This window comes from Micromonospora sp. LOL_025 (assembly GCF_048060285.1).
In the GTDB taxonomy this organism is placed as follows: domain Bacteria; phylum Actinomycetota; class Actinomycetes; order Mycobacteriales; family Micromonosporaceae; genus Micromonospora.
This window is the reverse complement of record NZ_JBHMIR010000003.1, coordinates 99399-112342: the sequence shown is the minus strand read 5'-3', so window position 1 is coordinate 112342 and position 12944 is coordinate 99399. Positions and strand designations below refer to the sequence as shown.

Genomic DNA, 12944 nt, shown 5'->3' with positions numbered 1-12944 from the left:
CGTCGATCATGCAGTTGTGGTGGGCGAATCGTGCGGCTCCGCCCCTTTTGCGGGGCACCACAACTGCATGATCGACGCGAGCGGGGGGCGGGGGGGCGGGGGCGGGGAGGGAGGGGGGAGGGGGTGGGGTGGGTGGGTCAGTGGAAGAAGTGGCGGGTGGCGGTCAGGTACATCGTGATGCCGGCTTCCTTGGCGGCCGCGATCACTTCCTCGTCCCGGATCGAGCCGCCCGGCTGCACGATCGCGCGGACGCCGGCGTCGATGAGGATCTTCGGGCCGTCGGCGAACGGGAAGAAGGCGTCCGAGGCGCAGACCGAACCGCGTGCCCGGTCCGCCCCGGCGCGGGCGACCGCGAGCTGCGCCGAGTCGACCCGGTTGACCTGCCCCATCCCGACGCCGACGGTCGCGCCGTCCTTGGCGAGCAGGATCGCGTTGCTCTTCACCGCGCGCACCGCCCGCCAGGCGAAGGCCAGGTCACGCAGGGTCGCCTCGTCGGCGGCCGCACCGGTGGCGAGCCGCCAGTTGGCCGGGTCGTCGCCCTCGGCGTCGATCCGGTCGGCCACCTGGACCAGTACGCCGCCGGTGACCTGCCGCCACTCCGCCGGCAGCGGGTCGAAGGCCGGCGCGTGCAGCAGCCGGATGTTCTTCTTGCCCTGGAGGATCTCCACCGCGCCCTCGTCGAACCCGGGTGCCACCAGCACCTCGGTGAAGATCTCCGAGACCTGCCGGGCCAGCTCGACCGAGACCGGCCGGTTCACCGCGATCACCCCGCCGTACGCGGACACCGGGTCGCAGGCGTGCGCCTTGCGGTGCGCCTCGGCCACGTCGGCGCCGACCGCGATGCCGCACGGGTTGGCGTGCTTGATGATCGCCACCGCCGGCTGCCCGGCGAAGTCGTTGGCCGCCCGCCACGCCGCGTCGGCGTCGACGTAGTTGTTGTAGGACATCTCCTTGCCGTGCAGCTGCTCGGCCTGGGCGAGCCCGGCCGGGCTGGACGGGTCGACGTAGAGCGCCGCCGGCTGGTGCGGGTTCTCGCCGTAGCGCAGCACCGCCGAGCGGCGCAGCGACAGCCCGGCGAAGTCAGGCCAGCCGTCCTCCTCGGGCGCCAGCGTGGCGGCGCACCACTCGGCCACCGCCACGTCGTACTCGGCGATGACGGCGAAGGCGCGGGCGGCCAGCACGCGTCGCTGGGCCAGCGTGAAGCCGCCCTCGCCGAGCGCGGCGAGCAGCGCCGGGTACGCGGCCGGGTCGGTCACCACGGCGACCGAGGCGTGGTTCTTGGCGGCTGCCCGGACCATCGCCGGACCGCCGATGTCGATCTGCTCCACGCACTCCTCGACGCCGGCGCCGGAGGCGACCGTGGCCTGGAACGGGTAGAGATTGGACACCAGCAGGTCGATCCCCGCGATGCCGTGCTCGTCGAGCTGGGCGACGTGGGAGTCCTTGCGCAGGTCGGCGAGGAGCCCGCCGTGCACCTTCGGGTGCAGCGTCTTGACCCGCCCGTCGAGGATCTCCGGGAAGCCCGTCACCGTCTCCACCGGGGTCACCGGCCCCCCCGCGCCGGCGATGGCCGAGGCCGTGCTGCCGGTCGAGACGATCTCCACCCCGGCCGTGTGCAGCGCCCGGGCCAGCTCGACCAGGCCGGTCTTGTCGTAGACGCTGACCAGCGCCCGCCTGATCGGGCGGCGTTCGTCCTGAGTGGAACTCACGGGACCGTGACCTTTCTTCCGGTGATCGTCCAACCTTCACGGACCAGGCGGCCCACCTGCTCGACGAGCTGGCGCCGCTCGGCTTCCTTGATGCGCTCGGTGAGCGTCTCGACGTCGTCGTCGTCGTGCACCGGCACGGCGACCTGCGCGACGATCGGGCCGGTGTCCATACCGGCGTCGACGAAGAAGAGCGTGGCCCCGGTGACCTTCACGCCGTAGGCGAGGGCGTCGCGCGGGCCGTGGATGCCGGGGAACGCCGGCAGCAGCGTGTTGTGCGTGTTCAGGTAGCGGTCGCCGAAGGCGGCCAGGAAGTGCGGGCCGACCAGCTTCAGGAAACCGGCGGAGACGACCAGGTCGGGCCGGTGCTCGGCCACGCGGGCGGTCAGCGCGGCGTCCCAGTCCTCGCGGGTGGGGTGGTCGGCGACCCGCTCGACGAAGGTCGGCACGCCGGCCGCGGCGGCCCGGTCCAGGCCCGCGATGCCGTCCCGGTCGGCGCCGACGGCCACCACCCGGGCCCCGTACGCGGGATCGACGCTCGCATCGAGCAGGGCCTGGAGGTTGCTCCCGGAGCCGGAGACGAGGACGACGATGCGGGCGACGGACGCGGGCTCGGTCACCGGGCCACCCTATCGGGCGTGCCGGCCGGTCCATCCGCTGGGCATTGCGACATTCACCGACGACGTGAATGGTCCGGACCAGGTACGCTGCCGGTCGCTCGGGCCCGGCGCGCGTCCGGCCCGCACCCGTCAGTGATCCGACGCCCGCGGGGTGTCGAGTGGAATGAGGAGTACGCCGAGATGCAGCCCGGATACCAGCCGCAGCAGCCGCAGGTCAACAACAACATGACGATGTCGATCGTCGCCATCTTCCTCTTCTGGCCGCTGGCCATCCCGGCGATCATCAACGCCTCCAAGGTGAACCCGCTGCTCCAGCAGGGTGACTACGCCGGGGCCCAGGCTGCCGCCGCCGAGTCGAAGAAGTGGTCCAAGTGGGCGCTCATCGTCGGCATCAGCTGGTACGTGATCGTGCTGGTGTGCTGCCTGCTCGGTGGGCTCGCCGGTGTGGTGGGCGGCAGCACCTCCACCAGCAGCTACTGACAGATCGGACGAGGAGTCGCATGCAGCCCGGTTACCCCGGACAGGATCCGTACGGCCAGCAGCCGCACCAGGATCCGACCGCGCCGCACCACGACCCGTACGCCCCGCCGCCGGCGGCGCCGTACGGTCAGCAGCCCGTCTCCGGGCAGCCGCAGGATCCGTACGCCGCGCCGCAGGATCCGTACGGCCAGCAGAACCCGTACGGCCAGCAGGACCCCTACGGCCAGCCGCCGACCTCCGGCCAGCCGCTGACCTCCGGCCAGCCCTACGGCCAGCCGCCGACCTCGGGCCAGCCGTACGGGCAGCAGCCGTACCAGGACCCGTACGGCCAGCAGGCGTACGCACCGCCGCCCATGTACCCCAACGCGGGATTCGCCGCGAAGGGGCCGGGGCAGCAGCAGAACACCCTCGGTCTGGTGTCCATGATCCTCGGCATCGCCTCGATCCCGCTGGTCTGCTGCTACCTCGGCATCCCGCTGGGCATCGGCGCACTGGTGACCGGGTGGATGGGCAAGCAGAAGGCCGCCCAGGGGCTGGCCGACAACAACGGTCAGGCCCTCGCCGGCCTGATCTGCGGCGCCATCGGCGTCGTGCTCGGCCTGCTCCAGGTCATCCTGGTGGGCTTCAGCTTCACGCTGCCCAACCAGCCCTGACCGCCATGCGACAGGGGCGTCCCGGCTCGTCCGGGGCGCCCCTTCGGCGTCTGGCGGCCTCAGCGGGGCGCGCGGGACAGCACCCGGGTCGCGGCGGCGCCGATCAGCGCCCCGACCGTGACGACCGCGGTCGCCACCGCCGCCACCTGCCAGGCGACGGGCCCCACCTGGACCAGCCGGCCGCCGCCCAGCGATCCGGCGGAGGCGGCCGCGGCGGCGCCCAGCAGCAGACCGGCCACCGGGCCGGCGAGCGCCGCCGCCCCGAGCAGCGGCCCCCAGCGCAGCGGCGCCCGGTCGTCGGCGGCGAGCCGGAGCAGCCGGCGGGCCAGCAGCCACCCCGCGGCCATCCCGGCGAGGACCGGCACCGCGAGCAGCCCGGCGCCGAGCCCGTCGACCGGCCCGCGCGGCAGCCCGGCCAGCAGCGGTACGGCCGGCAGCGCCCCCACGGAGACCTCGCTGGTGCGTACCGCCGTGTCGGTGCCGACGGCGAAACCCGGGCCGAGCAGGTAGCTGACCGACCAGACCGTGGCATTGGGCGCGTAGGCGAGACTGACCAGCGTGATCCCGGCCTGGCCGGCGACCCCGGTGCGGTAGGCCCCGATCAGGTCGGCGGCGTCCCCGCCCCCGGTGGCCACGGCGAGCCCGGCCGCGCCGGCCCCCGCGCCGAACAGCAGCAGCCCGGCGACGAGCCCGGTGCGGATCCCGTCGCGCAGCGGCTCCGGGGACCGCGCGGCGAGCAGCCCGGCCACACGCGTGGTCCGCACCGAGCCGACCAGGGCCCCGAGCGTGCCGAGCACCACGAGGGTCAGCCCGGCGCGCACCGGTGACACGCCGACCAGCACCGCGCCGAGCACCCCGAGCAGCGCGTACGCGACGCCGACCGCACCGGCGGCGAGGAGCGCCTGCCGGGGTGACCGCCCGCCCCGCGCGCCGATGGCCCGGCTGGCGTGCACGCCCGCCCGCGTCAGCCGCCAGAGCACCAGCGCGGTCAGCGCCAGCGGGGCGAGCCCGAGCGGGCCGGCGGCGGTGTCCAGCGGCACGCCGTGCCCGAGCAGCCAGCCGGCCAGCCCGGCGCGCAGCGCGCCCGGCACGGAGGCGGCACCCTCGCTGAGCTGGAACAGCCAGAGCACGACCACGACCGGCAGCCAGGAGGTGAGCGCCGCCCACCCGGCGGCGACCCCGGCGGCGACGACGAGCGGGGCGCGGCTGCGGCGCGGCTCGCCGGCGCGCGGCGCGGGCACCCGCCGGCTCCGCCCGACGGGCGCGGCCGGCCGGGCGCAGGGGCCGACGTCGGCGCCGGGACGGCTGGGCTGATCAGGGGTGACGGAGGACATCGCGTCTACTCTGGCATGCCGGGCCGGCGGTGGCAGTCCGATACCGCCCCGTAGCGGCGACGAGTTCCGTGATCCACCATCTCCGGCCCCCGATCCGGTCTAGCCTCGGGCGCAGGGACGCGACCGTAGGGTCGCGGCACCGACGTCCGGAGGAGAGCCGTGAACACTCCGTATCCGCCGCCCCCGCCAGCACCGTCCGCGGCCGGTAGCGACCGCACGGTCCTCTGGGGCGTGCTCGGCATCATCCTCGGCCTGCTCTGCTGCGGCATCCTGGGGATCGTCTTCGGTTACCTGTCGATCCGGGACGCCAAGCGCTTCGGCCAGTCGCCCGTGCTCGGCTACCTGGCGATCGCGTTCGGCGTGCTCAACATCATCGGCAACGGCGTTCTCTGGGCCGGCGGCAACTACCCGCTCTACAACGACTGAGGCCGCCCGCGTCACGACGACGGAGGGCCGACCGCGAACGGTCGGCCCTCCGGTCGTACGTCGGTCGGGCTCAGCCCGCGGACATGATCTCCCGCATGAGCTTGGCGGTCTCGGTCGGGGTCTTGCCGACCTTGACGCCGACCGCCTCCAGCGCGTTCTTCTTGGCGTCGGCGGTGCCCGCCGAGCCGGAGATGATCGCACCGGCGTGACCCATGGTCTTGCCGGGCGGCGCGGTGAAGCCGGCGATGTAGCCGACCACCGGCTTGGTCACGTTCGCCTTGATGAACTCGGCGGCGCGCTCCTCGGCGTCGCCGCCGATCTCACCGATCATGACGATCGCGTCGGTGTCCGGGTCGGCCTCGAACGCGGCGAGCGCGTCGATGTGGGTGGTGCCGATGATCGGGTCACCGCCGATGCCGACGCAGGTCGAGAAGCCGATGTCGCGCAGCTCGTACATCATCTGGTAGGTCAGCGTGCCGCTCTTGCTGACCAGGCCGATGCGGCCGGTGCCGGTGATGTCGGCCGGGATGATGCCGGCGTTGGAGGCGCCCGGCGAGGCGATGCCCGGGCAGTTCGGGCCGATGATCCGGGTCCGCTCCCCCTTGGCGACGTTGTACGCCCAGAACGCGGCGGTGTCGTGCACCGGCACGCCCTCGGTGATCACCACGGCCAGGTCGATCCCGGCGTCGATCGCCTCGACGACCGCGCCCTTGGTGAACTGCGGCGGCACGAAGATCACGGTCACGTCGGCACCGGTCTGCGCCATCGCGTCCGCGACGCTGGCGAAGACCGGCAGCTCGGTGCCGTCGAAGTCGACCGTCTGGCCCGCCTTGCGCGGGTTGACGCCGCCGACGACGTTGGTGCCCGCGGCGAGCATCCGCCGGGTGTGCTTGGAACCCTCGGAACCGGTCATCCCCTGGACGATGACCTTCGAGTCCTTGGTCAGCCAGATAGCCATTGTCAGACCCCCGCAGCCGCCAGCTCGGCGGCCCGCTCGGCCGCGCCATCCATCGTGTCGACCCGCTGGACCAGCGGGTTGTTCGCGCCGTCGAGGATCGCCCGGCCGGCCTCGGCGTTGTTGCCGTCGAGGCGGACGACCAGCGGCTTGGTGACCTGCTCGCCGCGCTGCTCGAGCAGGGCCAGCGCCTGCACGATGCCGTTGGCGACCTCGTCGCAGGCGGTGATGCCGCCGAAGACGTTGACGAAGACGCTCTTCACCGACGGGTCGGAGAGGACGATCTCCAGTCCGTTCGCCATCACGGCGGCGCTCGCGCCACCGCCGATGTCGAGGAAGTTGGCCGGCTTGACGCCGCCGTGCCGCTCACCGGCGTACGCGACCACGTCGAGGGTCGACATGACCAGGCCGGCGCCGTTGCCGATGATCCCGACCTCGCCGTCGAGCTTGACGTAGTTGAGGTCCTTCTCCTTGGCGGCCTGCTCCAGCGGGTCCACCGCGGCCTGGTCGACCAGCGCCTCGTGGTCCGGGTGCCGGAACGCGGCGTTCTCGTCGAGGGTGACCTTGGCGTCGAGCAGCAGCAGCTTGCCCTCGCCGGTCTTGGCCAGCGGGTTCACCTCGACCAGCGTGGCGTCCTCGGCGACGAAGGCCTTCCACAGCCCCACGGCGGCCTCGACGACCTGGTCGGCGACCTCGGCCGGGAAGTTGGCGGCGGCGACGATCTCGCGCGCCTTCGCCTCGTCGACGCCGGTGTTGGCGTCGATCGGGGCCTTGACGACCTTCTCCGGGGTCTCGGCGGCGACCTGCTCGATGTCCATGCCGCCGGCGACGCTGGCGATGCAGAGGAAGGTGCGGTTCGCCCGGTCGAGCAGGTAGGAGAAGTAGTACTCCTCGGCCACGTCCGCGGTCACCGTGATCATGACCTTGTGGACGGTGTGGCCCTTGATGTCCATGCCGAGGATGTCGGTGGCGCGGGCCACCGTCTCCTCGGCGCCCTCGGCCAGCTTCACGCCGCCGGCCTTGCCACGGCCACCGACCTTCACCTGCGCCTTGACGACCACCCGACCGCCGAGGCGTTCGGCGATCGCGCGGGCCTCCTCCGGGGTCGTGGCGACGCCGCCGGCGAGCACGGGCAAGCCGTGCCGCTCGAACAGGTCCCGCCCCTGGTACTCGTACAGGTCCACGTTTGCGCGTCCCGTCCCGTCTCCGCGGCGCGCCGTCGCGCCGCCACCAGCGTTATGGAAAACAGTTTGACGCCTGTCATCACTCGAAACAGGCCATTGGGCGCAGCCTAGCGAGGTGGACACCGCCGGCAACCGAGCGGGTGCACGTTGTGTGGTAATGCACAATCGGCGGCGTCGCGCGGCCTTTCCGCGACTTCGGCCCGATGTCAGCCGTCCGGGCGATGTTGCCGGGGGCGCGTAACCCCTCCGTGGGGGCGTCGTTGAGTCAGGTGTCGGAGCGCTGATACAGCGCGGCGACGGGAGCGGCCGATGCCCTGTCGGTCGAGGGGTGGCGGCGGGGCATCGTGCATAGAGGGGCCGGACGTGTGAGGGGTGCGTCCGGCCCCTCCCCCTGTCCGGATTCGGCCGCCGACCGGCCCCGGTGCCGCGACCGCCGTCAGGCGACCGGCCGGATCCGCGACCGTCGTCAGGCGACCGGCTGGGCGACGTTCTGCCGGACCCACTCGACGATCGACTGGGTCGTCGCGCCCGGCGTGAAGATCTTCGCGACGCCGATCCGCTGAAGCTCCGGAATGTCGGCGTCGGGAATGATGCCGCCGCCGAACACGACGATGTCGCGGGCGTCGCGCTCGCCGAGCAGCTCCACCACCCGCCGGAACAGCGTCATGTGCGCCCCGGACAGCACGGAGAGCCCGACCGCGTCGGCGTCCTCCTGGATCGCGGTCTCCACGATCTGTTCCGGGGTCTGGTGCAGGCCGGTGTAGATGACCTCCATGCCGGCATCCCGCAGGGCACGCGCGACGACCTTTGCGCCACGGTCGTGGCCGTCCAGGCCCGGCTTGGCGACGACGACCCGAATACGAGAGCTCATCAGCGCATCCCTTTCACCGGCTCCGCGGCCTTCACTGAACGAACGGTAACCCGCCCGACCCTGCCCGGGAAATCCGGGCGGCGAACCTCACGGCACGCGGGCCCGGCCGGGTTCCCGTCGGCACCGGTACGGCGGACCGCGGCGACCCCCGGCGTCAAGCCGGACGACTCCGCCGTTCGGTCACCCTGCGCGACGAACGGGCAGTTAGGAGGGCACCGTTCGAGGGGTACGACCCATGACAATCACGGACGGAAAGGGACAGAACGCGGTGGCAATTCGGCGCTTCGGCTTGTGACGGGACTGGTGGTTGGCTAACGTGTCCACGGTTGTCATCAGGTCCACGGACGGGTGACGACGCGGCCAGCCGACGTTCACCCGAGCTTCACGGGCGTCGAGGAAGCCGCTTCGGATCCCCGACAACGGAGGGTGTGCGTGCGCCAGCGCCTGTCGTCTGAGCCCGATCGATATCGCGGTCGCCGCCGCGTACCCACCCCCCCGCGTAGCCGCTACGCAGCGGTCGTCACCACCGCGTTCGTCGGCGCCGGCATCGTCGCGATCGGCGCGGGCGCCCTGCCGGACGCCAAGAGCGTCAGCCCGTCGGTCCTCGACGAGCTCAAGGCCGCCTCGGCCGTCAACCAGGACGTCGCGGCCCGTGGCGACAACGCCGACCGCGCCAGCCGCGACAGCGACCGCGCCGGAGGCGACCAGTCCGCCGAGCGCGAGGTCTGGCTGCTCCCCCTCCAGGGCTACGAGTTCAACTCGCCCTACGGCATGCGCTGGGGCAAGCTGCACACCGGCGTCGACCTGGTCGCTCCCGAAGGCACGCCCTACGTCGCCATCCACGGCGGCACCGTCACCAAGGCCGGCTGGTTCGGCGGCTACGGCCACACCGTGATCGTCCAGCACCCCGACGGCAGCGAGGCGATCTACGGCCACTCCTCCGCGCTGAACGTCAAGGAGGGGCAGCAGGTGAAGGCGGGCGACCAGCTCGGCCTCGTGGGCAACACCGGCCACTCCTACGGCTCCCACCTGCACCTCGAGGTGCATGTCAAGGGCGAGCCGCTCGACCCGGTGCCGTGGCTCCAGGAGCGCGGAGTGGACATCAAGCTACAAGTCGAGGCGTACTACAGCGAGGTAGCCGACTCCTGACGCTGCGCATCGCCCGTCGACCGCCCGGATCTGTCGATCCGGGCGGTTTTTCGTGTGCCACGGCCAGCCAAAGTGAGCCGGGTCACAGGATCGACTGTGACCGGCGCCATCGCCATGCATGATCACTTTTGCGATCGAAAACCCCGAACGGGGACGCACCGGGCAGCGTCGACCGTCGTCGGTCCGTCGAGACTCCGTCCCACTACCCGTCACGCCGCGTGTCGACACCAGTATTTCGAGGTCAAGTGCCCCCTCGATCAGTGAAGGTCCGCCGTGCAGGAAGACATTCGGAACGAGAACACCCCCGACGCCCCCGTCCGGCACCGGAGGCGAATCGGCGGCCGCACCCGCGTGGTCATCGCCGCGGCGGCCCTGGCCGGCCTCGGCCTCGGCGGAGCGGCGTTCGCGGCCAACGGGAACGACGAACCCGCCGTACCGGCCGCCGCCGTCGACGCGCAGGCCCGCGCGGAGGCCGCCGACCGCGCCGACCGCTCCACCCGGTCCACGACCGCCCCGGCCACCCCCTCGGCGAGCCCGACGCCCAGCCCGACGAAGGCCAGCCCGTCGGCCAAGCCCAGCCCGAAGGCGACCACCGCCAAGCCGAAGCCGAAGCCGAAGAAGACCAGCAAGCCGAAGCCCAGTTGGGTCATCCCGATGAAGGGAGCGGCGATCACCTCCTGCTACGGCCCGCGCTGGGGCACGCAGCACGCCGGCATCGACTTCGCGCTGCCCGCCGGCACCCCGGTCCGCGCGGCCTTCGGCGGCACCGTCACCAAGGCCGGCGACGTCGGCGACGGGTACGGCATCTCCGTCTTCGTCGACCACGGCAACGGCTACCTGACCCACTACGCCCACCTGAGCACCGCCAAGGTGGGCGTGGGCGAGAAGGTCGCCGCCGGGCAGACCATCGGCCTGGAGGGGTCCACCGGCGACTCCACCGGCCCGCACCTGCACTTCGAGGTGCACCAGGGTCAGATGTGGAACCAGATCGACCCCGCGCCGTTCCTGCGCGCCCGGGGCATCGACGTGGCCTGCTGACCCGCAGCCACCGGAAACGGCCCGGTCCGGCGCGCTACCGGGCCGGGCCGCGCCGGCCTCAGAGCTTGTCGATCGGGGCGTGCCGGAGCACCAGCCACATCGTCTGGTCGCCGAAGTCGATCTGCGCCCGCGCTCCCGGGCCGTGCCCCTCGACGGCGAGCACCCGGCCCAGGCCGTAGCGCTGGTGGTTGACCCGGTCGCCGGCGGACACCTTCGGCCCCTGCGGCAGCTCGCTCGCCGTGGTCAGGCGGCTGGCGTCGACCCCCAGCCGCTTCGCCAGCTGGGCCGCCTTCGGCGTACCACCGTTGAAGCCCGCACGCCCGCCAGGCGCGCGGTCCGCGCGGCCGCCCACGCCGCCGCCCCCGCCGGCCCACGAGGTGTACGACCCCTCGGTGCGCTCCCAGCGGACCAGCTCCGGCGGCAGCTCCTCCAGGAACCGCGACGGCGGGTTGTAGGCCGGCTGCCCCCACGCCGAGCGGGTGACCGCCCGGGAGAGGTAGAGACGCTGGCGGGCCCGGGTGATGCCGACGTACGCCAGCCGGCGCTCCTCCTCCAGCTCCCGGCTGTCGCCCAGCGAACGCAGGTGCGGGAAGACGCCGTCCTCCAGGCCGGTCAGGAAGACCACCGGGAATTCCAGGCCCTTCGCGGTGTGCAGCGTCATCAGGGTGACCACGCCCTGGTGGTCCGGGTCGTCCGTGGGGACCTGGTCGGCGTCGGCGACCAGCGCGACCTGCTCCAGGAAGCCGGCCAGCGTCGCCCGCTCCCCCTCCTCGCCGATCGCCTCGATCCGCTCGGTGTACTCGCGGGCGACGCTGACCAGCTCCTGGAGGTTGTCGACCCGCCCCGCGTCCTGCGGGTCGAGGCTCTCCTCCAGCTCGGTGAGGTAGCCCGAGCGGGTCAGCAGCGCCTCCAGCACCTCCTCCGGGGTGCCCGTCTCGGCCAGCTCACGGGCGCCGTCGAGTAGGGCGACGAAGTCGGCGATGCCGTTGGCCGCCCGGGTGGAGATGCCCGGGGCGTCCTTCGCCCGGCGCAGCGCCGCCCCGAACGAGATCCGGTCCCGGCTGGACAGCGCCTCCACACACGCCTCGGCCCGGTCGCCGATGCCCCGGCGGGGGGTGTTGAGGATCCGGCGCAGGCTGACCGTGTCGTCGTCGTTGACCACCGCGCGCAGGTAGGCCAGCGCGTCGCGGACCTCCTTGCGCTCGTAGAAGCGCACCCCGCCGACCACCTTGTAGGGCAGGCCGACCCGGATGAACACCTCCTCGAAGACCCGGGACTGGGCGTTGGTGCGGTAGAAGACGGCCACGTCACCCGGGCGGGTCTCGTCGGCGTCGACCAGCCGGTCGATCTCGCGGGCCACCCAGTCGGCCTCGGCGTGCTCGGTGTCGGCCACGTAGCCGACGATCGGCTCGCCGGCGCCCGCCTCGCTCCACAGCCGCTTCGGCTTGCGCGAGGTGTTCCGGTCGATCACCGCGTTGGCCGCGTTGAGGATGGTCTGGGTGGAGCGGTAGTTCTGCTCCAGCAGGATCGTCCGGGCGTCGCTGAAGTCGCGCTCGAACTCCAGGATGTTGCGGATCGTGGCGCCCCGGAACGCGTAGATCGACTGGTCGGCGTCACCGACCACGCAGAGCTCCGCCGGCTCGATCCCCTCCGTGCCCGAGACCAGCTCCTTGATCAGCACGTACTGGGCGTGGTTGGTGTCCTGGTATTCGTCCACCAGCACGTGCCGGAACCGCCGGCGGTAGCTCTCCGCGACGTGCGGGTGGGACTGGAGCAGGTGCACCGTCGTCATGATCAGGTCGTCGAAGTCCAGCGCGTGCGCCTCGCGCAGCCGCCGCTGGTAGAGCGTGTAGGCCTCCGCCAGCGCCCGCTCGTTGGGGCCCTTGGCGCGGCCCGCGAACTCCTCGGGGTCGACCAGCTCGTTCTTCAGGTTGGAGACCTGGGCGGCCAGCCCGCGCGCCGGGTAGCGCTTCGGGTCGAGGTCCAGCTCCCTGGCGACCATCTGCATCAGCCGGCGGGAGTCGTCCGCGTCATAGATCGAGAAGGTCGACTTCAGGCCGGCGTGCTCGTGCTCGGCGCGCAGGATGCGCACGCAGGCGGAGTGGAACGTCGACACCCACATCAGGCGGGCGCGGGGACCCACCAGGTGGGCGACCCGCTCCTTCATCTCGCCGGCGGCCTTGTTGGTGAAGGTGATCGCGATGATCTCGCCGGGGTGCACGTCCCGGGCGGCCAGCAGGTAGGCGATCCGGTGGGTGAGCACCCGGGTCTTGCCCGAGCCGGCACCGGCCACGATGAGCAGGGGCGAGCCGGCATGGGTGACGGCGTCGCGCTGCGGCCCGTTCAGGCCCTCGACCAGGGCCTGCGGGTCGAGGTGGACGGCCGCCGACCTGGGCCGGTGCGGCGAGGTCGGGGCGGGCGCCGGTGCGGGCGGGGACGCGGGGATGTCGAAGAGAGGATGCATCGCACGGCGAGTCTATGCCGCCGGGCGGACACTTCCCCCCGCCGCGCACCGCCGGCTCGCCCGA

The 12944-nt window shown here is 72.7% G+C and carries 12 protein-coding genes; 5 read left to right on the top strand and 7 right to left on the bottom strand.

The window, feature by feature from the left end; all coding sequences use genetic code 11:
• Positions 1-137 precede the first annotated feature (137 nt).
• Positions 138-1709, bottom strand: a complete 1572-nt coding sequence (gene purH, locus ACFHW0_RS05415; RefSeq protein WP_416605853.1) for a bifunctional phosphoribosylaminoimidazolecarboxamide formyltransferase/IMP cyclohydrolase — start codon at positions 1707-1709, stop codon at positions 138-140.
• The gene (gene purN, locus ACFHW0_RS05410) at positions 1706-2326 is read right to left on the bottom strand and encodes a phosphoribosylglycinamide formyltransferase (RefSeq protein ID WP_416605852.1); all 621 of its coding nucleotides are present in this window, start codon (positions 2324-2326) and stop codon (positions 1706-1708) included. Before purN ends, purH begins: the two co-directional genes overlap by 4 nt.
• Before the next feature lie 180 nt (positions 2327-2506).
• Here purN and ACFHW0_RS05405 point away from each other — a divergent pair, with 180 nt between their 5' ends.
• Together ACFHW0_RS05405 and ACFHW0_RS05400 are read left to right on the top strand one after the other, a co-directional pair.
• On the top strand, positions 2507-2806 hold the full coding sequence (locus tag ACFHW0_RS05405) for a CD225/dispanin family protein (RefSeq protein ID WP_416605851.1): 300 nt from the start codon (positions 2507-2509) through the stop codon (positions 2804-2806).
• 20 nt (positions 2807-2826) lie between these two features.
• Entirely contained in the window at positions 2827-3459 is a 633-nt protein-coding gene (locus ACFHW0_RS05400) for a DUF4190 domain-containing protein (protein ID WP_416605849.1), read from the top strand.
• A gap of 59 nt (positions 3460-3518) precedes the next feature.
• On the opposite strand, the gene ACFHW0_RS05395 is transcribed toward ACFHW0_RS05400, so the two are convergent.
• Positions 3519-4793: a DUF6350 family protein gene (locus tag ACFHW0_RS05395; protein WP_416605848.1), complete on the bottom strand. Its 1275-nt coding sequence runs from the start codon at positions 4791-4793 to the stop codon at positions 3519-3521.
• 159 nt (positions 4794-4952) lie between these two features.
• Here ACFHW0_RS05395 and ACFHW0_RS05390 point away from each other — a divergent pair, with 159 nt between their 5' ends.
• The gene (locus tag ACFHW0_RS05390; RefSeq protein ID WP_416605846.1) at positions 4953-5219 is read left to right on the top strand and encodes a hypothetical protein; all 267 of its coding nucleotides are present in this window, start codon (positions 4953-4955) and stop codon (positions 5217-5219) included.
• Positions 5220-5289: 70 nt separating this feature from the next.
• Here the strand turns inward: ACFHW0_RS05390 and sucD are convergent, their stop codons facing one another.
• From sucD to ACFHW0_RS05375, 3 genes are all read right to left on the bottom strand, one after another.
• The gene (sucD, locus tag ACFHW0_RS05385) at positions 5290-6177 is read right to left on the bottom strand and encodes a succinate--CoA ligase subunit alpha (protein WP_101412719.1); all 888 of its coding nucleotides are present in this window, start codon (positions 6175-6177) and stop codon (positions 5290-5292) included.
• A gap of 2 nt (positions 6178-6179) precedes the next feature.
• Positions 6180-7358 carry an ADP-forming succinate--CoA ligase subunit beta gene (gene sucC, locus ACFHW0_RS05380; RefSeq protein ID WP_121399796.1) on the bottom strand — a complete coding sequence of 393 codons (1179 nt, stop codon included), beginning with the start codon at positions 7356-7358 and terminating at the stop codon, positions 6180-6182.
• Between the two features lie 466 nt (positions 7359-7824).
• A complete protein-coding gene (locus ACFHW0_RS05375) occupies positions 7825-8229 on the bottom strand; it encodes a cobalamin B12-binding domain-containing protein (protein ID WP_416605844.1) in 405 nt (134 codons plus the stop codon).
• A 432-nt stretch (positions 8230-8661) separates the two neighbouring features.
• On the opposite strand from ACFHW0_RS05375, the gene ACFHW0_RS05370 reads away from it, so the two are divergent.
• Positions 8662-9378, top strand: coding sequence for a M23 family metallopeptidase (locus tag ACFHW0_RS05370; protein WP_416605843.1), 717 nt, complete (start codon positions 8662-8664; stop codon positions 9376-9378).
• Positions 9379-9651: 273 nt separating this feature from the next.
• Positions 9652-10416 carry a M23 family metallopeptidase gene (locus ACFHW0_RS05365; protein WP_416605842.1) on the top strand — a complete coding sequence of 255 codons (765 nt, stop codon included), beginning with the start codon at positions 9652-9654 and terminating at the stop codon, positions 10414-10416.
• Between the two features lie 58 nt (positions 10417-10474).
• On the opposite strand, the gene pcrA is transcribed toward ACFHW0_RS05365, so the two are convergent.
• A complete protein-coding gene (gene pcrA / locus ACFHW0_RS05360) occupies positions 10475-12880 on the bottom strand; it encodes a DNA helicase PcrA (RefSeq protein ID WP_416605840.1) in 2406 nt (801 codons plus the stop codon).
• Between the last annotated feature and the right edge of the window lie 64 nt (positions 12881-12944).